The following is a 19,809-nucleotide window of genomic DNA, read 5'->3' as shown; positions in this document are numbered from 1 at the left end:
CGCCCGATCGTCGGGGGTGGTGAGGGCTACCCGTTAGTACGATCCGGGGGTCCGCAACGTGGAGGTGTCCGGTGCCGTACCCGACCGATCGTGAGCGTGACCGCCCGTGGGTCATCAGGACCTACGCCGGTCACTCGTCCGCGGAGAAGTCGAACGCGCTGTACCGGCGCAACCTCGCGAAGGGCCAGACCGGTCTGTCGGTGGCCTTCGACCTGCCCACCCAGACCGGCTACGACCCGGACGACGAGCTCGCCAAGGGTGAGGTCGGCAAGGTCGGGGTGCCGGTCAGCCACATCGGGGACATGCGCACGCTGTTCGACGGCATCCCGATCGCCGAGGCCAACACCTCGATGACGATCAACGCGCCGGCGATGTGGCTGCTCGCGCTCTACACCGCCGTCGCGGAGGAGCAGGCCTCGGAGTCCGGCCTCGACATCTCCGAGGTGCGGGCCAAGCTCGCCGGGACGACGCAGAACGACATCGTCAAGGAGTACCTGTCCCGCGGGACGTACGTGTTCCCGCCGGCCCCGAGCCTGCGGCTGATCACGGACATGGTGGCCTGGTCGGTCACCGAGATCCCGAAGTGGAACCCGATCAACATCTGCAGCTACCACCTGCAGGAGGCCGGGGCCTCGCCCGCGCAGGAGCTCGCCTACGCCCTGTCCACCGCGATCGCGGTGCTCGACTCGGTGCGCGACTCGGGCCAGGTGCCGCCGGAGAAGTTCGGCGACGTCGTCGGGCGGATCTCGTTCTTCGTCAACGCCGGGCTGCGCTTCGTCGAGGAGATGTGCAAGCTCCGGGCGCTGGGCCGGATGTGGGACCAGATCACCCGCGAGCGCTACGGCGTCGAGAACCCCAAGCAACGCCGCATGCGCTACGGCGTGCAGGTCAACTCGCTGGGGCTCACCGAGGCGCAGCCCGAGAACAACGTCCAGCGCATCGTGCTGGAGATGCTCGCCGTCACCCTGTCCAAGGACGCCCGCGCCCGCGCGATCCAGCTCCCGGCGTGGAACGAGGCCCTCGGCCTGCCGCGGCCCTGGGACCAGCAGTGGGCGCTGCGCATGCAGCAGGTCCTGGCCTACGAGACGGACCTGCTCGAGTACGAGGACATCTTCGAGGGCTCGGTTGTGATCGAGGCCAAGGTGTCCGAGCTGGTCGAGGCCGCGCAGGCGGAGATCGACCGGGTGCAGGAGATGGGCGGCGCCGTCGCGGCCGTCGAGAACGGGTACATGAAGGGCGAGCTGGTCTCGTCCCTGGCCGAGCGGCGCCGGCGCATCGAGTCCGGCGAGGACGTCGTCGTCGGGCTCAACAGGTTCGAGACCACGGAGCCGAGCCCGTTGCAGGGCGACGCGGCGGCGATCGAGACCGTGGACCCGGCCACCGAGGCGGCGGCGATCGCCGCGATCCGCGAGTGGCGCGCGTCGCGGGACCAGGCGGCGGTCGACGAGGCGCTGACGCGGCTGCAGGACGCGGCCAAGACGGACGAGAACCTCATGCAGGTCTCGGTCGACTGCGCCAAGGCGGGCGTGACGACCGGCGAGTGGGCCGGCGCGCTGCGCGCGGTGTTCGGCGAGTTCCGCGCACCGACGGGCGTGTCGGCGGCGGTGGCGTCCGGGGAGGCGGCCGTGGAGATCGCGGAGGTCCGCGAGCGGGTCCGGGCGACCGGCGAGGAGCTCGGCACCCGGCTGCGGATGCTGGTGGGCAAGCCGGGCCTCGACGGGCACTCCAACGGCGCCGAGCAGGTCGCCGTGCGCGCCCGCGACGTCGGCTTCGAGGTCGTCTACCAGGGCATCCGCCTCACCCCGGCGCAGATCGTGGCGGCCGCGGTGCAGGAGGGCGTGCACGTCGTGGGGCTGTCGATCCTGTCCGGCTCGCACCTCGAGGTGGTCCCCGCGGTGGTCGACGGCCTGCGCGCGGCGGGCGCGGACGACGTCCCGGTGATCGTCGGCGGCATCATCCCCGCGGACGACGCCGCGGCCCTGAAGGCCAAGGGCATCGCCGCGGTCTTCACACCGAAGGACTACCAGCTCACCGAGATGATGGACGAGATCGTCACCATCATCCGGCGGACCCACAACCTCACCTGAGCGCTCTCTGGATCCCGATCATTCCGAGCGTGACGGGTGCGCTGTCACCGCAGCACTGAGGTGACGCCCGTGCTCATCACCTGCTGGTGATCAGCACGACTGTGACTCCGTTGCTGGTGCGGGGGCTGTCGGGTTGCTCTCGGAAGGATCATGATCGTGATCGTTCCGAGGGTGCCACCTGCGCTGTCCTCCTCGCGCTGGGGTGACCCTCGGAAGGATCACCGGGCCGGTGATCAGCGCGAGCGTGACCTCAGTGTTGAGGCGGGCGCTCCCCGGTGGCTCCCGGAAGGATCATGTTCCGGGCCGTCTCACTCGGCGTCGGCCTCCTTCTCCTCGCCGCGGCGGCGGAAGAAGCCGAAGCCGGGGATGCCGTTGATGGCCTGCCGGACGCCCTTGAGCTCGTCGAGCAGGTCGTGGACGTCCGGGCCGACGCGGTCGAGGGTCGTCAGGATCGGCATGATGTCGTTCTCGAGGTGCTCGGTGAGCGCGGGCAGGTGGTCGATCATCCGGATCGCGGCGCGCAGCTCCTCCTCGGAGAACTCCTCCAGGAACTTCTGCGCGAGCGGCGCGGCCTTGTCCGCGATCGGCTTGTAGGTCGCGAGCATCCCCTCGGCCTGGTCGGTGAGCCCGGCGGCCGTGGTGACCAGCCCGTCCGCGCGGTCCGCGACGGAGCCGGCGCGGGAGACGACCCCGGACGCGTCCTCGGCCACGGTGTTCGCGCCGGCCACGACCTTGCGGGCATCCTCGGCCACCGATCCGGCCGAGACGACGATCCGCTCGGCATCCCCGGCAACGCTCCCGACCCGCGCGACCAGCTCCTCCGCCGAGCCTGCCGTCCCGTTCACGCGTGCGACCAGCGCCTCGGCCGAGCCCGCGGTCCCGTTCACCCGGGCGACCAGGTCCTCGGCGGCACCTGCGGTCCCGCCCACCCGCGTGATCAGCCCGTCGGCCTGGTCCGCGGTCACGCCGACCCGCGCGATGAGCGCCTGGGCCTCGCTCGCCGTGCGGTCGACGCGGACGATCAGCGAGTCCGCCCGGCCCGCGATGCCCTCGACCTCGTCGAGCAGCCCCTCGACCCGCCCGGCGATGCCCGTGATCCGCCCGAGCAGCGCGGACACGTCGTCGAGCAGGGCCGTGGTGCGGGCCGGCAGGTCGGCGGCGACGCCGACCACCTCGCCGCCCCAGCCCACGACCGCCTTCGCGCCCTCGATCAGCTCACCCGGACCGGGTACGGGCAGCCCCGCGATGCGTAGTGCCATGACCCGATCCTCCACCACCGCAGCCCCGCCGGCCTCCGGGATCACCCCGACCCACCCGTGGTGGCGATGGTCGCCGGAGCGACTCTGCCCACCCACCCCGCCGGCTCCGCCGTCGACCGTCCCCCGGGCCACTCACGACGGCATCTACGGGCGGTCGGAGGCGGGGAGCCCGCGGCCGGCGCAGGCGTCGGCGGTGGTGAGGGCGTTCGGTGGGGCGGTGTCGGGGCCGAAACCGAAGGGCCGCACCAGGTCGAGCCAGCGGCCCGACGTGTGCAGGTCCGTCAGGCCGGCGTCGAAGGCGGCGAGCAGGTCCGTGTTGCCCGGGCGGAACGCGAAGGCGCCGACGGGGTAGACCTGGGTCCCGTCCGGGTTCTCCCGCACCGGGATGCCCGGCGTGACCTGCAGGGGAGTGCCCGGGTTGCGGGCGAGCTCGTCGAGCAGCGAGATCCGGGTGAGGGCGGCCACCGGGACGTCGCCGTCGCGGACCGCGCGGAACAGCGTGCTCTGGCCGTCGTACGTCCGGACGTCCGTGATCCCGGCCGCCTGCGCGTACTCCTGCTCGGCCGCGCCCGCCAGCACCCCGAGCGGGACGCCCGCGCGCCGCACCCCGTCGAAGGTCCGGATCCCGCGCGGGTTGCCCGCCGGCACGAGGAACGCGACCGGGGCCACGAAGTCCGGGCGGGAGAAGGCGACCCGCGCACAGCGGCCCGGCGTGATCGTCGTCCCGGCCGCGACCAGGTCGAACTGGCCGGCGAGCAGCCCGTCGAGCAGCGTGCCGAAGGGAACCTGCACGGCCTCGAGCCCGTCGACCCCCATACCGGCCAGCACGGTGCGCGCCACGGTGGGCGCCTCGCCGGTGACCGAGCCGTCGGACCCGGGATAGCCGTAGGGCCGCTCGCCGGAGATCCCGACGCGGGCGACCCCGTTGGCGCGCATGCGTTCCAGCGTCGTGCCCCGAGCCCCGCACGCCCCGAGCACCGCCAGCCCGGCGGTGCCCGCGAGGAACGCTCTGCGGGACACCAGCGCGCGGGACACCATCGCGCGGAACCCTAGTCGGGCCAGACGGGCGAGCGCTTCTCGAGGAAGCTCGCCATGCCCTCCTTCGCCCCCGCGGACTGCGACATCGACGCCATGACCTCGACCGCGATGCCGTAGGCGTCCGCCTCGGGGCGGTCGAGCTGGGCGTAGAGCGTCTGCTTGCCCACCTCCTTGCCGAAGCGGCTGCCGCGGGTCGCGCGGGCGAGCAGCTCGTCGGTGCGGGCGTCGAGCTCGGCGTCCGGCACGGCGTAGTTGACGAGGCCCCAGTCCGCGGCGGTGCGGGCGTCGATCGGGTCGCCGGTCAGGGCCAGCTCCATCAGCCGCTTGCGGCCGACGTTCCGCGCCACCGGCACCGCGGGCGTGTGACAGAACCAGCCGGCCTTGCCGCCGGGCAGCGCGAACGCCGCGGACTCCGCGGCCACGGCCAGGTCACAGGTGGCCACGAGCTGGCAACCGGCGGCCGTCGCGATCGCCTGCACCTTGGCGACGACGACCTGGGGCACGGCCTGGATCGTCTGCATCAGCTCGGTGCAGAGGGCCAGGAGCTCCCGGACGCCCCGCAGGTCGCGGGACGCGACGTCGGCGAAGTCGTGCCCGGCCGAGAACGCCTTCCCCTCCGCCCCGAGCACGATCCCCGTGGCCCCGCTCGAACCGGCGGTCTCGAACGCGTCGAGCAGCTCCCGCAGGTGCTCCTCGGAGAGCGCGTTGCGCCGTTCCGGCCGGTTCATCGTGATCCGGACGGTGTCGCCGTCGGCCTTGACGAGGAGGTGCTCGTAGCCCATCCCGCCACGGTATACGCTGACTGCGTGACCGAAAATGCCAAACTGGTCAACAAGTCACGCGAGGACCTGATCCTCGACGCGGCGGCCGACCTGCTCGTCCGCTGGGGGTACCGGCGCGTCACGATCGAGGACGTCGCGAAGCAGGCCCGGATCGGCAAGGGCACCGTCTATCTGCACTTCCGTACCAAGGAGTCGCTGTTCCTGGCGGTCCTGCTGCGCAGCCACCACGGCGTGCTGGCCGGGATGGCGGAGCGGATGGAGGCGGACCCGGCCGAGGCGCTGCCGTCGCGGTGCGTCCGGTCGGTCTATCGCACGCTGCTCGACGACCCGGTCACCCGCCGGCTCTACCTGGGCGACGCGGAGCTCCTGGGCCGCCTCGCCCACGAGGCCGCGATCGCGCTGAGCGACCTCGCCGCGCGTCGGGACGAGGTGGGGCTGGCGTGGATCGGCCTGCTGCGCGAGGCGGGCCTGCTGCGCACGGACCTGGCGCCCGACGAGCAGCTCTACGTCTTCACCGCGATCGGAGGCGGCTTCTTCTTCCTCGACGGGGCGCCCCCCGCGTACGGGGACTTCGCTCCCGACCGGCGCGCCGACCTGCTCGAACACACCCTGCACTGCGCCCTGGAGGTCCCCGGCGCCGTGCCCAGCGCGGAGCTCGCGGCCGCCGCGGCCGCGCTCTTCCGATCCTTGATCGACCACTTCTGACAGGGGTGCCCACCATGTCCGTCCCCGACGCTCCGGCCCTCACCGATCCCGCCCTGATCGCCGACCCCTGGGGTGGTTTCGGCCGCCTCCGCGAGCAGGCGCCCGTGCTGCGCAGCTCGTTCGGCATGGGGTCCGACGCGCCGTTGTGGCTGGTCACCCGGTACGCCGACGTCCGGGCGGTGCTGAACGACCCCCGGTTCGTCAACGATCCGGCGAACGCGCCCACGGTGGCGGCGGACCGGACGGTCCCGCTCAAGGCGGTGGGCATCGGCGACGACCTGATCCCCTATCTCACCAGCAGCATCATCGACGCGGACGGCGCGACGCACACCCGGCTGCGCAGGCTCGTCTCGCGGGCGTTCACCGTGCGGCGGGTCGGGGACCTGCGGCCTCGCGTGCAGGAGATCGCGGACGACCTGCTGGACGGGCTGTCCGGGGAGGTCGATCTGGTGGAGGCGTACGCCTATCCGCTGCCGATCACCGTGATCTGCGAGCTCGTCGGCATCCCGGAGGAGGACCGGCCGTCCTGGCACGTCTGGGGCCGTGACCTCGTGTCGATGGATCCGTCACGGGTGCCCGGGGCGTTGCGGGCGACGATCGACCACATCGAGGGCCTGGTCGCCCGCCGCCGCCGCGACCCGGCGGACGACCTGCTCAGCGGGATGATCCGGGCCCAGGAAGACGCGGACCGGCTGACCGACTTCGAGCTCGTCACCATGGTCCTGGCCCTGGTCTTCGCCGGGCACGAGACCACCGCGCACCTGATCGGCAACGCCACCGCCGCGTTGCTCACCCATCCCGACCAGCTGGCCCGGCTGCAGGCGGATCCCGCCGGCTGGCCCACGGCGGTGAACGAGCTGATGCGGATGGCGGGGCCGGTCGGCATCGTCCGCGTGCGGTACGCGGCGGAGGACGTCGAGCTCGGCGGGGTGCACATCCCCGCCGGCTCCTCCGTGCAGCCGGTCCTGTACTCCGCCAACGGCGATCCGCGGGAGTTCGAGAAGGCCGACACCCTGGACGTCGGCCGCGAGACCGCTCGGGGCGAAGGACACGTCGGGTTCGGTTTCGGCGCCCACTACTGCCTGGGCGCGGCGCTGGCCCGCCAGGAGGGCGAGGTGGCCCTGCGGACCCTCTTCACCCGCTTCCCGGACCTCCGCCTCGCCGTCGACCCCGCCGAGCTGGAGTGGCAGCCGATCCCCGGCTCCCGCCGCCTCGCCGCCCTCCCCGTGACCCTGTGACCCCGTGAGTGGCAATAGTCGCTCTAGCGACTATTGCCACTCACGGGGTTACTCGTCGCGGCCGGTGGAGGCGGTGCCGGAGGTGAGGGCGCCGCCGGTGGCGTCGGCGGGCAGGCGGGGGGACACGCAGTAGTGGCGCTTGTTCAGGCCGTCGACGATCGTCTGCAGGGCGGTGGCGCTGATCAGCGCCGCGTCCTGGTCGCCGTCGTGCAGGGTGATGATCGTGCCCGGCTTCAGGCCGGACAGGACGTGGTCGGCCACCGACGCCGGGGTGGCGCCGGGGTCGGTGTCGTGGCCGTCGTCGAAGGTGTCCTGGGTGTCGCTCCACGGCATCACCAGGCGCAGGCCGAGCGTGCGGGCCACGGCGTCGACCTGCGGATCCACCGAGCCGTAGGGCGGGCGGTACAGGGTCGGCCGGGGTGCCCCGGCGGCCTGGATGATGTCGTTCGCCTTCTGGAGCTCGAACCGCACCTGGGTGTCGGTCCAGGGCTTGCGGGCGACACCGGCGAGGTCCTCGCCCGTGACCAGGTTGAAGTGCCGGTAGGTGTGGTTGCCCACGACGTCGCCCAGGGCGACCTCCCGGCGGATGTCCGCCTCGCGTCCGGCCACGCGCTCGGCCATCACGAAGAAGACGGCCTGCATGTGGAGCGCCGAGAGCTCGTCGAGCAGCTGGGCGGTGTGGGCACCCGGCCCGTCGTCGAAGGTCAGGTGCACGGTGCCCGCCCGGCAGTCGTTGGCGAGCGGCCGGACCGGGCCGGTGCGCACGGCGGCGGCGGTCGGCGGGGCGGCGACCGGGCCCACCACCGTGGGCGTCCCGGTGGCGGTCGGGTTGAACAGCATCGCGCTGACGACCACGCCGCACGCGGTCACGAAGGCCACCCAGGCCCAGACCGAGGGGCGCGGGGCGGAGCGGGACGTCGGGGACACGAATTTCTCCAGGTCAGGCGGACACGAGCGGGCCGACGGTCTTCGCGAACGCCCAGCCCGCGGCCTCGTCGGCGGAGGTGTTCCAGCAGAAGGCGCCCCGCACACCGGGGACGGCCGCCGCGACGCCCTTGTAGGCCGTGGCGCACTGGGCGGCGGTGAGGTAGTTCGGGGCGTTCGCGATCACGCCGAAGCCGATGTAGAGACGGTCGGCGCCGACGAGCGTGGCCCAGTGGGCGGCGGTGTCGGCGATGTAGGCGGCGTCGGTGAGGCCCGGTCCGTCGTAGAACTGGGGGCCGCAGAGGTCGAGCAGCCCGGCGCGCGCGAGATCGCGGCAGAAGGCCTCGTCGATCTCGCTCCACGGCGCGGGCGGGGCCGTGACCAGGAAGTTCTTGCCGTAGGTGGCCTTGAGGGTGCGGCTCACCCAGGCGTACTCGTCCGTGTTCGGCGCCTGCTCGGCCTCGAAGGTGTTGAGGTCGATGCCGTCGACCGCGCCCAGCTCGGCGTCGACGATCCGGCGCACGGAGTCGACGAACCGGGTGGAGACGGCGCGGGAGCCGAAGGTCAGCCCGTGCCCGGCGCCGCCGATCGAGAGCAGCACCGCGCGCTTCTGGGTGGCGCGCGCGTACGCGACGTCCTCCCGCAGGTGGGTGGCCGCGCCACGGCCGTCGCCGGGTTTCGCCCAGGTCAGGGTGCCGTCGGTGCCCGCGGGGGTGGCGGCGAAGAGGTGCACCATGCCGTAGGCGGCCGGCAGGTCCCGGATGCGCACGGCGTCCGGGATCCAGGTGGGCCAGTAGCCGGCCAGCACCCCCTTCGGGAGGGCCCGGGGCGGGGTCGTGGTGGCCGCCGTCGTGGTGGGGGCCGTCGTCGCCGGAGCGGCGGAGGCCGACGGGGTCGGGGTGCCCGACGTGCTCGGCGGGGGTGCGGCGCTCGGCGGGGGAGTGGCGGGCACGGTGCTCGGATCGGTGACCTTCAGCAGCTCGGCCTCGGCCGGGCGCCCACACGCGGCCAGCCCGACCGCACCGACCAGCCCGGCGAGCACGGCCCTGCGCGACGGCGCGCTCACGGCAGCGTGTCGATCAGCCGGTACACGGTCCAGGTGGCGAGCGGGTCGTAGGCGTCCGGGACCGGGGCCTCGCGCACGTAGTCGGCGCTGAGGTCGAGGGCGGCCACCAGCACCGTCCGGTCCGCATCGGCCGCCGTCGTCGGCTGGAGCAGCACGAGGGAGAACCTCCTGTCGGCCACGGCGGCGCGGACGGCGTCCGGGCCGGTGGCGGCGAGCGCGGCGGTCGACTCCCAGCGGACGCCGGGCGCGGCCGTCTCGTAGCGGAGGGCGTCCGCCGCGGTGGAGAGCCGGACCCGGCCCGCGTCGGCACCCGGCTCCGGCGCGATCGCGGCGACCGGGCGCACGTCGACCCAGCCGTGCGCCATGTACGAGCTCTCCGCGACCGCCAGCACCGGCGCCACCAGCAACAACGCGGCCACCGGCACCCAGCGCAGCAGGCGGCGCGAGGCGGCCGCGAGCGCGAGCGCCCCGACCGGCGCGAGCAGGAGCGCCGCGAAGGCGGCCGCGGGCCGGGCCGACGGGGCGGTGCCCGACCAGTCCGCCAGGAGCGGCAGCACGAGCGCGGCGCCGACGGCGATACCGGCCCGGGCCCGCGGCCCGACGAGGGCGGCGCCGGCGATCGCGAGCACCGCGACCAGGCCCGCGCCGAGGGCGATCCCGCCGAGCCGGTCGCCGGCCCCGTCCACGGTGAACGGCGGCCGCAGCCCGGCCGCGAGCCGCACCACGCCGACCAGCACGACGACGGTGCCGAACGCCAGCAGCGGCCGGACGGCGTCGCGGCGCGGCGCGAGCAGCGCGAGGAGCGCGACCACCGCGGGCAGCAGCACGAGCACGGCAGGGACCAGCGTGACCGCCAGCGCCAGGGCGGCCCCGCAGCCGACCGCGGAGCCGACCGAGCGCCCCACCCCGGCCCGGATCGCGAGCGCCAGCGCCAGCAGGCCCCACGCCGTCCCGGTGCCCGTCCCGCCGGCGACGACCACCGCGGGCGCGGTGGCGACCAGGGCGGCGGCCAGCACCCCCGTCCGCTCCGAGCCGGTGCCGATCCGCACGGCGCCGCCGAGCAGCACGATCGCGGCCGCGGCGGCGAGCACGCTCGCGACCCGCACCGCCGCCAGCCCACCGACCCCGTCGAGCGCGGTGGCCAGGGCGGGGTGCACGGAGGCGCCCGCCGGCAGCGCCCGGAGGATCTCGTCGACCTCGGCCACCGACGGGGTGGTGGTGTCGACGGCGAAGGTGAGCCCGGCGAACGCCAGGGCCAGCCCGAGCATCGGCAGCCGCATGATCCACCGCTCGACGCGGGGGCCGCGCCACGCCTCGGGCAGGTGCCCGGAGGCGGCCTGGACCCAGCCCGGGCGGTGGTAGACGGGCCGGTTCAGCGCCCGGAACCGGACGGTCGGCGGGGAGAGCTGGGTCATCGCCGCCGGCCCTGGTCGCGGCGCGGCGGGACCGCGGAGCGTGGCCGCTTCGGCAGCAGCCGGTAGAGCGACAGGGCGACCACCCCGATCGTCAGCGCGGAGAACAGCCAGGTCGCGACCATGAAGACCGTGTGCCCGACCTCGGGCAGCACACCGTCGGCGAGCAGCATCAGGTGATCCACTCCGTGCGGGCGCGGCGCAGGCTCAGGAACAGCGCGCGCCAGTAGACGAGGGACTGGGCGGCGTCGTAGAGGTACATCGGCAGCAGCGCCACCGCGACCAGCCGGGCGCGCGGGCCCGCCCGCCAGGAGCAGACGAGCTGGTCCAGCACGAAGACGGGCAGGACCACCAGCCAGAACGGCTGCACCGTGAGGCTCTCGAAGCTCAGCGCGTAGATCCAGTACAGGACCATCAGCAGCGGGACGAGCGAGCGGAAGTAGGTCCACAGCTGGATCAGCCAGGCGGAGCGGGTGTGCGGGATCCAGCCGTACTGGAACAGCGTCTCGAGGGTGCCGCGCTGCCAGCGCAGCCGCTGGGTGCGCCAGGCTGCCCAGGTGCCCATGACGTCCGTCTCGACCTCGCACTCGCGGGCGTTGAGCGGCTCGTAGCCGATCCGCTTGAGCGCCACCGTCAGCTCGTAGTCCTCGGTGAGCGACTCGGGCAGGTAGACCAGGCCCTGACGGCCGGGGAGCACGTCGGACCCGCGCAGGCGGGCGACCTTGCGGAGGGCACCGACGGAGAACATGCAGGCGGCGCCGGACAGCACGTGGATCCGGCCGCCCTTGGCGTGCACGGTGTGCAGGCCCTGCGCGTACTCGAGCCGCTGCATCAGCCCGACGATCGTGGCGTCGTCGCGGGCGCGGTAGGAACCGCTGATCGCGCCGCGCTCGGGGACGCCCTCGAGGTAGTGCAGGCCGTTGCCCACGAAGTCCGGCATCAGCTTCGAGTCGGCGTCCATGGCGAGCACGACGTCGGTGTCCCGCAGGGTGGGCAGGAGCACCTCCAGGGCGGCGTTGAGGGCACCCGCCTTGCGGTGGGTGTTGCCCTCGGTCGTGAAGACCTCGGCGCCGGCGGCCTCGGCCAGCTCGACGGTCCGGTCCGTGCAGTTGTCCGCCACGACGACGATCCGGTCGGGGGCCCGCTCCTGCCCGCGCAGCGACTCGACGGTCGCCACGATCCCCTCCTCCTCGTTGTGCGCGGGGACGAGTGCGACCACGCACGTGGTGGTGGGGAGCGCGTCGAGGGCGCGGCGCGGAGCGGGCAGGGCGGGCCGCCCGGCCGTGTGACGGGCGGTGCGGACGCCCCGGCTGACGATCGGGCGGCTGGGGACGGCGGGGATCGCACGGGTCGGCGCCGCCGCGACATCTGCGGTGGCGTCCGCGGGCGGGGCCGTGGACGGTCGCGCCGCGGGGGGCCGGGCGATGGTGGGGCGGGCGATGGTGGGCCGGGCGATGGTGGGCCGGGCGATGGTGGGCCGGGCGAGGGTTGGCTCGGGCGCCGTGGGCCGGGACTCAGCGGGCCGGGCCGTGGTGGGCCGGATCTCGGTGGGCCGGATCTCGGTGGGCCGCGCTTCCGTTGGCCGGGCCGGTGCCGCCCGGTTCGGCCGGGCCGCGGTCCGACGCGGTCGGGCCGCTGGCACGACCGGCAGAACGGTGGTCCTCGGCTCGGCGGGGGCGGGCAGGGGCGTGGCGGGAACCCGAAGGGGCTTAACCGGGACGAGCGCGGGCCGGGCGGCGACGGAGCGGGGCTCGGCGGGGACGCGAACGGGCTCGGCCGGGAGCAGCGCCGACCGGGTGGCGACGGGGCGGGGCTCGGCGGGGACGCGAACGGGCTCGGCCGGGAGCAGCGCCGACCGGGTGGTGACGGGGAGGAGGTCGGCGGGGACGCGACGCCGCCCGGCCGGATCGTCGAGGGGCTCGCCGGCAACGGGGCGGGACTCGGCAGGGACGGCGAGGTCCGGCTCCGGCCGGGAGTGGCGGGGGGCGGCACGGGGTGTCACCGCGCGCAGCGCGACGGTCCGCTCGGCGAGCGCTTCCGCCACCGACCCCGTGGTGGCGCCGGGGCGGGGCCCGGTCGGGAGTCCGCCGGCTCGCGGTCCCTCGCCGCCGAGCGGGTGCAGGTCGGCGAGGCTCCGGGCCGTCGCCCGCGGCGCCCGCACCGTCCGGTGTGCCCCACCCGCGGCCGCGGAGGGCGACGACGACTGTCCCTCCCCCTTCGGCACACGCGGCGCCGGGACCTTCACGGCGGCGTGCCGCGGCGGCCCCGCCGGCTCCGCGACCAGGGTGCCTGCCCGCTGGGCCGGGATCCGCGGCGCGGACGTCGGCGGCCCGCCGACCGGCTCGCGCACGTCCTCCGCGACGGCCGACCGACGCCGCCCGGACTCGGGGCGCGACGACGGGACCGGTTCCCTCCGGGACCGGCTCGGCTGTTGCTCCACGTAACGTCGATCGAGCCGTATCGTCTCGCCGTAACACGAATGGGGGCCACATCATCACAATTGGTGAAGACGTGTGAGCGACGCGCTAGTCCTTATGGGGGATCGGGCGTACCGCCTTCAGTTCTACCGTCGGTCGTGGAGCACCAAGAGGAAGTAGGCGGCGATGGACTGCGCGTCGGTGATCTCGCCCGCGGCGATCATCCGCTCGAGCCGCGCGGTCGTGAACCACGCCTGCCGCATGTCCTGCTCGCTGTGTTCCCGCTGGTGCTCGCCCTGCGTCAGCTCCGTCGCGAGGTAGACGTGGCCGCGTTGCGAGGACATCCCCGGAGCCACGTCGAGCAGCCCGATCTTCTCCATCCGCCCCGCCCGCAGCCCGGTCTCCTCCACCAGCTCGCGCACGGCGAGCTCGGCCGGATCCTGGTCGGCGCGGTCGGGCGCGGTGCCGGCCGGGAACTCCCAGCGGCGCATCCCGATGGGGTAGCGGAACTGCTCCACGAGATGGATGCGGTCGCCGTCGCGGGGGATGACCAGCGCGTACGTCGGCTTGTCGACGACGCCGTACACGCCGTCGCTCCCGTCGGGCCGGCGGATCGCGTCCTCGCGGACGGTCATCCAGTTGTTCGCGTAGACCTGGCGGGTCGAGAGGGTCTCCACGGGGCCAGTGTCCCGGGTCCGCGGACGGGTGCCGGGGCAGGGTCTCGGGCACCGGCCCGTCACCTGCGACGATCGGGTCCGTGCGCGCCTCCCGGCTGATGGCCCTGCTCTTCGTGCTGCAGCGCCGCCGCGCGGCCACGGCGGCCGAGCTCGCGGCGGAGCTGGAGGTGTCCGAGCGGACGATCTACCGGGACGTCGCCTCGTTGACGGACGTCGGTGTCCCGATCTGGACCGAACCCGGACCGGGCGGCGGGATCCGGCTGGTCGAGGGCTGGCGGACGAGGCTCGACGGCCTGACCGCACAGGAGGCCGGCGCGATGCTCGCGATGGGCGCGCCGGCGGTGCTCGCCGAGCTGGGGATGGGGTCGGCGCTGGCCGGTGCGCAGGCCAAGATCCTCGCCACGCTGCCGGAGGGCCTGCGCGACCACGCCCGGACGGTCGCCGAGCGCGTCCATCTCGACGCCCCCGGCTGGTTCCGGGCGCCGGCCGAGGTCACGCACCTGGCCGCGCTGGCGGGCGCGCTGTGGGAGGAGCGGCGGGTCGCGATCCGCTACGGCCCGCGGAAGGTGCGGCGCGTCGTCGAGCCGCTCGGCCTCGTCCTCAAGGCGGGGGTCTGGTACCTCGTCGCGCAAGTGAGGCCGGAGGCGGAGCCGACCCTCGGAACCGGGGCGGAGCCGACCGTCGGACCCGGGGCGGAGCCGACCGTCGGACCCGAGGGGGAGTCGGCGGCCGGCCGGGTCGTGCGCACCTACCGCGCCTCCAAGATCGACGAGGCGACCGTGCTCGACCAGACCTTCACCCGCCCGCCCGACTTCGACCTCCCCTCCCACTGGGCCCGCTCCGCTGCCGAGTTCGCGTCGACCATGCTCCGCGACCGGGTCCGCATCCGGGTGTCCCCGCGTGGCCTGCGCGGTCTCCCGAGCGTGACCGACACCGACGCCGCGACCGCGGCGATCACCGCCGCCGGTGAGCCCGACGCCGAGGGCTGGCGGGAGCTCACGCTGGACGTCGAGTCGCTCACGGTCGCGTCCGGTCAGTTGCTCGCCCTGGGCGGCGAGGTGGAGGCGCTCGACCCTCCGGAGCTGCGCGAACGGCTCGCCGAGTACGGCCGCGCGGTGCTGGAGCGCAACTCGGGCCCGGTGAGCCAGGGCGGCGGCACGAACCCGCCGTAGCACCAGTACCAGGAGGGCTGGGCGCACAGCGCGTCGAACACGATCTTGCCGGCCCGCCGCAGCACCCGCGCCAGGACCGGCCCGCGCGGCTCCCCGTCCGCCGCGGGGCGGGCCGTGGGCGCACAGGGACCGGCGCCGCCGTCCGCGCAGGAGCGGATCGGATCCGGTTCCTCACCGGGTCGCAGCGGCCCGACCCGAGGAGCCCGGGCCTGCTCGTCCGCGCCGAGCGTCCGCCCGCTCCCTGCCGTCCCCTGGCGTACCTCGGCCTGGCGACCCGCCGTCCCACAGCGACCCGCCGTCCCAGAGCGACCCGCTGTCTCCTGTCGATCCGCTGTCTCCTGCCGAGCGAGCTTGGCGCTGCGCGCGGGCCCGCTCATCGGGCCGGCTCCAGAACCGGGCGGCCCTCCCGCAGGACCGCGAGCGGGCGCAGGAGAGCGGCGACGTCGACCGTCGGATCGCCCTCGACGGCCAGCACGTCGGCGTCGAAACCGGGGGCGAGGCGCCCCTTGCGCGTCCCCAGCCCCACGACCCCGGCCGCCGTCGACGTCCCGGCCCGGAGCGCGTCGAGCGGCGTCATCCCTTGCGCGACCAGCTCGGCGAGCCCGCGCGGCAGCACGCCGTGCGGCTTCACGGGGCCGATCCCGGCGTCCGTCCCGGCGACGACGACCGCGCCCCCCGCGATCAGCCGCCGCAGCGTGCCGAGGATCGCCGGCAGGTGCTTGAGCACGTGTGGCGGCGGCATCATCCCGGGGATCGGGACCAACCCCACCGTGGCCCCGATCGCGACCCGCCGCCGCACCAGCTCGGCGACCAGCGCCTCGGGTGCCTCCACTCCGTCCGCGGTGAGGCAGGTCAGGTGCTCGATCCCGTCGACGCCCGCCGCCACCGCCGACATCACGGCCGGCAGCGCGTGGGCGTGCGCGGTGACCGGCAGCCCGCAGCGGTGCGCCTCGTCGACGAGGGCGCGCAGGTCGTCGTCGGTGAACTGCGGCGCGAGCATGTCGGTGCCCGGGGTGAGGCCGCCGCCGCTGGCCATCACCTTGATCACGTCGCAGCCGCGTTCGGCCCGTTCCCGCACCGCCGCCCGCACGTCGGTCGTCTCGCCGCCCAGGTAGTGGCAGTGCCCGCCGACCGAGGTGATCGGCGGGCCGGCCGCGACGATGGTGGGCAGCGGCCCGCCGGAGGCCCGCAGCCGCAGCGCGGAGTAGTCCCGGTCGCCGAGGTCCCGCACCGTGGTGACCCCCGCCCGGAGCTGTGCGGCGGCGGCCTCGGCCATCGCCTCCTGCTCCGCGTCGGGATCGCGGGCGGCGAGCGCGCCCACGGGATCGGTGCTCGCGTCGAACGCGAGATGGATGTGGGTGTCCACGAGCCCGGGCAGCAGCGTCGCGCCCGGGAGATCGAGGAGCTCGGCATCGGGCGGGACGGGCCCGCCGACCCGGACCACTCGGCCGTCCTCGATCAGGAGGACGGCATCGTTCGTGCAGGTCAGGCCGTCGAAGAGGCGTTCGGCGCGCAGGGCGATGAAGGTCATGCCCCTGGTCTACGGGGGCGCGGCGAACGGGCCATCGTGGAAACCACGGATCCGTGGTACCGATACGCCCGTGCACCCCCGTTTCGTGGGCAGGGCGGCCGAGCTCGCGGCGCTCACGGCCCGGCTGGAGGCCGCCCTCGCCGGCGAGCCCGCCGTCGTCCTGGTCACCGGTGAGCCCGGGATCGGCAAGACCCGCCTCGCCGCCGAGCTCGAGCGGCTCGCCGGTGCCCACGCGGTCCCGGTGCTGTGGGGTGGCTGCAGCGAGGACGAGGGCGCGCCCGCGTACTGGCCGTGGCGGCGGGTGCTGCGGTCCTGGCGGGCGCTCGGCGGCGAGGTCCCCGCAGCGCTGGCGGCCATCGAGGGGGGAGAAACCGACGCGGCCGGCCCGGCCGCGCGCTTCGCCCTGTTCGACGCCGTCGCCTCCTTCCTGACGACGGCGGCGGCGCCGGCCGGGCTCGTCGTCCTGCTCGACGACCTGCAGTGGGCCGATCCGGACGCGATCGCCCTGCTCGCGCACGTGGCCCGCGAGACCGGCCCGGCGCGGCTCCTGGTGATCGGCACCGCGCGCCCGGCCGAGCAGCGCAACCCGCTGGCCGGCCTGCGTGCCGCCCGGATCGAGCTCACCGGGCTGGCGGCGGACGAGGTCGCGCAGCTCACCGGCGCGGGCCCCGACAGCGGCGCCGCGCTGCGGGCCCGCACCGGCGGCAACCCGTTCTTCGTCCGGGCGCTGGAGGGTGCCGGTGCGACGGTCCCCGGGACCGTCCGCGAGGTCGTCGCCCAGCGGGTGGCGCGGCTGCCCGCGCCCTGTCGCGCCCAGCTCGGGCGGGCCGCGGTCGTCGGCCGGGAGTGCGAGATCGCCCTGCTCAGCGGCCCGGATCCGCTCGGTGCGCTCCGCCCCGCGCTCGACGACGGGCTCCTGGAACGGATCGGTGGGCGCGTCCGGTTCGCCCACGACCTGCTCCGCGAGGCGATCCTCGTCGACCTGCCGGCCCGTGCGGAGATCCACGCCGCGGTGGCCGCGCAGCTCGCGCCGCGGGCGGCCGATCCGGACGTCCTGCCGGAGCTCGCGAAGCACGCGCTCGCCGCGCTGCCGCTCGGCGACCGGGACCGGGCGTTGCGCTGGGCCCGGGAGGCCGGCGAGCTCGCGCTGCGCACCCTCGCCCACGGGGAGGCCGCGCGGCTGTTCGGCCGGGTCCTCGACGAGCACGCGGACCCGCCCGCCGGGCGCCTGGACCTGTTGCTGCGCACCGCCGAGGTGCTCGGCTGGTCCCACGCCATCGGCGCCGCGTCGGAACGGGCGGCCGAGGCCGCCGAGCTGGCCCGGAAACTCGGCGACGTCGAGGGGCTCGGGCGGGCGGCGCTGGTCCTGCCCGGCGTCTCCGAGTTCGACTGGCTGAGGCTCTGCGGCCCCTGGGCGGTCGAGGCCCTCGCCGGCCTGCCCGAGGCGGACTCCGCCCTGCGCGCCCGGCTCCTCGCCCAGCACGCCCACGCGCACGCCCTCGCGGGCGACACCGGCCTGATGGACCGGGTCAGTGCCGAGGCACTGGCGATGGCCGAACGCCTCGACGACCCGCGTGCTCTCGCCGACGCCCTGCGCGCCCGCCAGCTCGCCCGCGCCGGACCCGACGGCAACGCCGAGCGCCTCGAGCTCGGCACCCGCCTGCTGGCCCTCGCCGACCGCACCCGCGACCCCGACGACGCGCTGTGGGGCAGGCTGTGGCGCTTCGACGCGTTGCTGCAGGCGGGGCGGATCGACCAGGCCGAGACCGAGACGGAGCGCCTCGCCCCCCTCGTCGCGCGCCTGCGCCGGCCGCTCGCCGAGGTCCACGTGCTGCGCTGCCGGATCGCCACGCTCTTCGGCCGCGGCTCCTGGGCGGAGCTGCACGCGCTCAACCGCGAGGTCGAGGAGCTCGGCCGCCACGGCGGCCACGAGGGCGTACGGCTGACGGCGGTGGCGGTCCGCTACCTCGTGACCATCCAGACCGGTGAGGACGAGCCGGACCGCCCCACGCTGCTCGCGCTCGCGGCGGCCGCCCGCGAGCCCCAGGCCCTGCTGATCCAGTCCAACATCGCCCTCTGGTACGTCACGGAGGGGCAGCGCGACCTGGCGGTCCCCTGGTACCGGCGGGTCCCGCCGACGGGCTCGCCGCGGATCCCCAACTACTCGTCGCTGGTGGTGGAGGCCTGCCGGGCGGTCGTCGCCACCGAGCTCGGGGACCGGGCCGCCGCGGACTCCTGCTATCTCTGGCTGCGGCCGCACGCGGACCTGCACCTGGTCGGCGGAGCCGGCGGGATCACGACGTCCGGCTCGATGCACCTCTACACCGGGATCGCGGCCGTCGGGGCCGGGCGGTCCGAGGCCGCCGTCCGGCACCTGCGCCGGGCCGTCGAGATCAACGCCGCCGCCGGCCTCGACCCGTTCACCGCTGCGGCCCAGGTGCGCCTGGCCGAGGAGCTCCGCCGCCGCGACCATCGCGCCGAGGCGGACGAGCTGGCCCGCGCGGCCCTGGTGACCGCTCGCCGCCTGGGCCTGAAGCCGCTGCTCGCCCGGCTGGAGAAGGCCGGGACCGGCCCGTTGAGCGCCCGCGAGGCCGAGATCGCGGCGTTCGTGGGGGAGGGCCTGACGAACAGGCAGATCGCCGCGACCGCCCACATCTCCGAGCGCACGGTCGAGACCCACGTCCAGCACATCCTCGCCAAGCTGGGCTTCTCCGGCCGCAGCCAGATCGCCGCGTGGGTCGCATCGCGCGACCGATAGGGTCGGGCGGGTGCGCCTCGTCATCGCCCGCTGCCAGGTGGACTACGTCGGCCGGCTCACCGCCCATCTCCCGATGGCCCCGCGGTTGCTGCTGGTCAAGGCCGACGGGTCGGTGAGCATCCACGCCGACGACCGCGCCTACAAGCCGCTGAACTGGATGAGCCCGCCCTGCTGGCTCACCGAGGAACCCGGCGTCTGGACGGTGAGGAACAAGGCGGACGAGTCCCTCGTGATCACCATCGAGGAGGTCCTCCACGACTCGAGCCACGAGCTCGGTGTCGATCCCGGCCTGGTCAAGGACGGCGTCGAGGCCCACCTCCAGGAGCTCCTCGCCGCCCACCCCGAGACCTTCGGCGAGGGCTGGACCCTGGTCCGCCGGGAGTACATGACCGCGATCGGCCCCGTCGACCTCCTCTGCCGCGACGCGACCGGCGCCCACGTCGCCGTCGAGATCAAGCGCAGGGGCGAAATAGACGGTGTGGAGCAGCTGACCCGCTACCTCGAGCTGATGAACCGCGACCCCCTCCTCGCCCCGGTCGCCGGCGTCTACGCCGCCCAGCAGATCAAGCCCCAGGCCCGCACCCTCGCCGAGGACCGCGGCATCCGCTGCCTCACCGTCGACTACAACGCCCTGCGAGGCATCGAGACCAAGGAGCTGCACCTCTTCTGACCCCTGTGAGTGGCAATAGTCGCTAGAGCGACTATTGCCACTCACAGGTCCTGACGTGCCGAAACAGGCCCGC

At 74.9% G+C, this 19,809-nt stretch carries 16 protein-coding genes; 6 read left to right on the top strand and 10 right to left on the bottom strand.

The features are described 5' to 3' along the window. Positions 1-71 precede the first annotated feature (71 nt). On the top strand, positions 72-2,087 hold the full coding sequence (locus ABD324_RS32550) for a protein meaA (protein WP_344426105.1): 2,016 nt from the start codon (positions 72-74) through the stop codon (positions 2,085-2,087). 308 nt (positions 2,088-2,395) lie between these two features. Here the strand turns inward: ABD324_RS32550 and ABD324_RS32545 are convergent, their stop codons facing one another. The 3 genes from ABD324_RS32545 to ABD324_RS32535 all read right to left on the bottom strand — a co-directional run bounded on the left by ABD324_RS32545 (position 2,396) and on the right by ABD324_RS32535 (position 5,166). Further along, positions 2,396-3,346, bottom strand: a complete 951-nt coding sequence (locus ABD324_RS32545; protein ID WP_344426102.1) for a hypothetical protein — start codon at positions 3,344-3,346, stop codon at positions 2,396-2,398. Between the two features lie 144 nt (positions 3,347-3,490). Beyond that, positions 3,491-4,384, bottom strand: coding sequence for a transporter substrate-binding domain-containing protein (locus tag ABD324_RS32540; RefSeq protein ID WP_344426099.1), 894 nt, complete (start codon positions 4,382-4,384; stop codon positions 3,491-3,493). An 11-nt stretch (positions 4,385-4,395) separates the two neighbouring features. After that, a complete protein-coding gene (locus tag ABD324_RS32535; RefSeq protein ID WP_344426096.1) occupies positions 4,396-5,166 on the bottom strand; it encodes an enoyl-CoA hydratase-related protein in 771 nt (256 codons plus the stop codon). A 24-nt stretch (positions 5,167-5,190) separates the two neighbouring features. Between ABD324_RS32535 and ABD324_RS32530 the strand changes: the two genes are divergently transcribed. Both ABD324_RS32530 and ABD324_RS32525 read left to right on the top strand, forming a co-directional pair. Next, on the top strand, positions 5,191-5,871 hold the full coding sequence (locus tag ABD324_RS32530; RefSeq protein WP_344426094.1) for a TetR/AcrR family transcriptional regulator: 681 nt from the start codon (positions 5,191-5,193) through the stop codon (positions 5,869-5,871). Between the two features lie 14 nt (positions 5,872-5,885). Further along, positions 5,886-7,109, top strand: a complete 1,224-nt coding sequence (locus ABD324_RS32525; RefSeq protein ID WP_344426091.1) for a cytochrome P450 family protein — start codon at positions 5,886-5,888, stop codon at positions 7,107-7,109. A gap of 48 nt (positions 7,110-7,157) precedes the next feature. Here the strand turns inward: ABD324_RS32525 and ABD324_RS32520 are convergent, their stop codons facing one another. The 6 genes from ABD324_RS32520 to ABD324_RS32495 form a co-directional block, all read right to left on the bottom strand. Further along, complete coding sequence (locus ABD324_RS32520; protein ID WP_344426088.1) at positions 7,158-8,036, bottom strand: polysaccharide deacetylase family protein; 879 nt, start codon at positions 8,034-8,036, stop codon at positions 7,158-7,160. A 13-nt stretch (positions 8,037-8,049) separates the two neighbouring features. After that, the gene (locus ABD324_RS32515) at positions 8,050-9,099 is read right to left on the bottom strand and encodes a glycoside hydrolase family 18 protein (RefSeq protein WP_344426085.1); all 1,050 of its coding nucleotides are present in this window, start codon (positions 9,097-9,099) and stop codon (positions 8,050-8,052) included. After that, positions 9,096-10,514 (bottom strand): hypothetical protein, encoded by a 1,419-nt coding sequence (locus ABD324_RS32510; protein ID WP_344426082.1) that lies wholly within the window; start codon positions 10,512-10,514, stop codon positions 9,096-9,098. Before ABD324_RS32510 ends, ABD324_RS32515 begins: the two co-directional genes overlap by 4 nt. Beyond that, positions 10,511-10,684: a hypothetical protein gene (locus tag ABD324_RS32505; RefSeq protein WP_344426079.1), complete on the bottom strand. Its 174-nt coding sequence runs from the start codon at positions 10,682-10,684 to the stop codon at positions 10,511-10,513. Before ABD324_RS32505 ends, ABD324_RS32510 begins: the two co-directional genes overlap by 4 nt. Then, complete coding sequence (locus ABD324_RS32500; RefSeq protein WP_344426077.1) at positions 10,684-12,861, bottom strand: glycosyltransferase family 2 protein; 2,178 nt, start codon at positions 12,859-12,861, stop codon at positions 10,684-10,686. Before ABD324_RS32500 ends, ABD324_RS32505 begins: the two co-directional genes overlap by 1 nt. A 213-nt stretch (positions 12,862-13,074) precedes the next feature. Then, entirely contained in the window at positions 13,075-13,563 is a 489-nt protein-coding gene (locus ABD324_RS32495) for an NUDIX domain-containing protein (RefSeq protein WP_344427524.1), read from the bottom strand. A 122-nt stretch (positions 13,564-13,685) separates the two neighbouring features. Here ABD324_RS32495 and ABD324_RS32490 point away from each other — a divergent pair, with 122 nt between their 5' ends. Further along, positions 13,686-14,777 carry a helix-turn-helix transcriptional regulator gene (locus ABD324_RS32490; RefSeq protein ID WP_344426074.1) on the top strand — a complete coding sequence of 364 codons (1,092 nt, stop codon included), beginning with the start codon at positions 13,686-13,688 and terminating at the stop codon, positions 14,775-14,777. A gap of 373 nt (positions 14,778-15,150) precedes the next feature. Here the strand turns inward: ABD324_RS32490 and ABD324_RS32485 are convergent, their stop codons facing one another. After that, positions 15,151-16,308, bottom strand: coding sequence for an amidohydrolase family protein (locus ABD324_RS32485; protein WP_344426072.1), 1,158 nt, complete (start codon positions 16,306-16,308; stop codon positions 15,151-15,153). 70 nt (positions 16,309-16,378) lie between these two features. On the opposite strand from ABD324_RS32485, the gene ABD324_RS32480 reads away from it, so the two are divergent. Next, on the top strand, positions 16,379-19,066 hold the full coding sequence (locus ABD324_RS32480) for an ATP-binding protein (protein WP_344426070.1): 2,688 nt from the start codon (positions 16,379-16,381) through the stop codon (positions 19,064-19,066). A 10-nt stretch (positions 19,067-19,076) separates the two neighbouring features. After that, positions 19,077-19,736, top strand: a complete 660-nt coding sequence (nucS, locus tag ABD324_RS32475) for an endonuclease NucS (protein ID WP_344426067.1) — start codon at positions 19,077-19,079, stop codon at positions 19,734-19,736. The last annotated feature ends 73 nt before the right edge of the window (positions 19,737-19,809 follow it).

This window comes from Pseudonocardia ailaonensis (assembly GCF_039531635.1).
GTDB lineage: Bacteria > Actinomycetota > Actinomycetes > Mycobacteriales > Pseudonocardiaceae > Pseudonocardia > Pseudonocardia ailaonensis.
Note: the sequence above shows the minus strand (reverse complement) of the source record. Positions and strands in the feature narration are given on the sequence as shown.

What these genes read in the sequence shown, in the direction of transcription:
- ABD324_RS32540 (WP_344426099.1), bottom strand. Translation starts at nt 4,384, where the DNA reads ATGGTGTCCCGCGCGCTGGTGTCCCGCAGAGCGTTCCTCGCGGGCACC.
- ABD324_RS32535 (WP_344426096.1), bottom strand. Translation starts at nt 5,166, where the DNA reads ATGGGCTACGAGCACCTCCTCGTCAAGGCCGACGGCGACACCGTCCGG.
- ABD324_RS32505 (WP_344426079.1), bottom strand. Translation starts at nt 10,684, where the DNA reads ATGCTGCTCGCCGACGGTGTGCTGCCCGAGGTCGGGCACACGGTCTTC.
- ABD324_RS32510 (WP_344426082.1), bottom strand. Translation starts at nt 10,514, where the DNA reads ATGACCCAGCTCTCCCCGCCGACCGTCCGGTTCCGGGCGCTGAACCGG.
- ABD324_RS32485 (WP_344426072.1), bottom strand. Translation starts at nt 16,308, where the DNA reads ATGACCTTCATCGCCCTGCGCGCCGAACGCCTCTTCGACGGCCTGACC.
- ABD324_RS32545 (WP_344426102.1), bottom strand. Translation starts at nt 3,346, where the DNA reads ATGGCACTACGCATCGCGGGGCTGCCCGTACCCGGTCCGGGTGAGCTG.
- ABD324_RS32525 (WP_344426091.1), top strand. Translation starts at nt 5,886, where the DNA reads ATGTCCGTCCCCGACGCTCCGGCCCTCACCGATCCCGCCCTGATCGCC.
- ABD324_RS32495 (WP_344427524.1), bottom strand. Translation starts at nt 13,563, where the DNA reads ATGACCGTCCGCGAGGACGCGATCCGCCGGCCCGACGGGAGCGACGGC.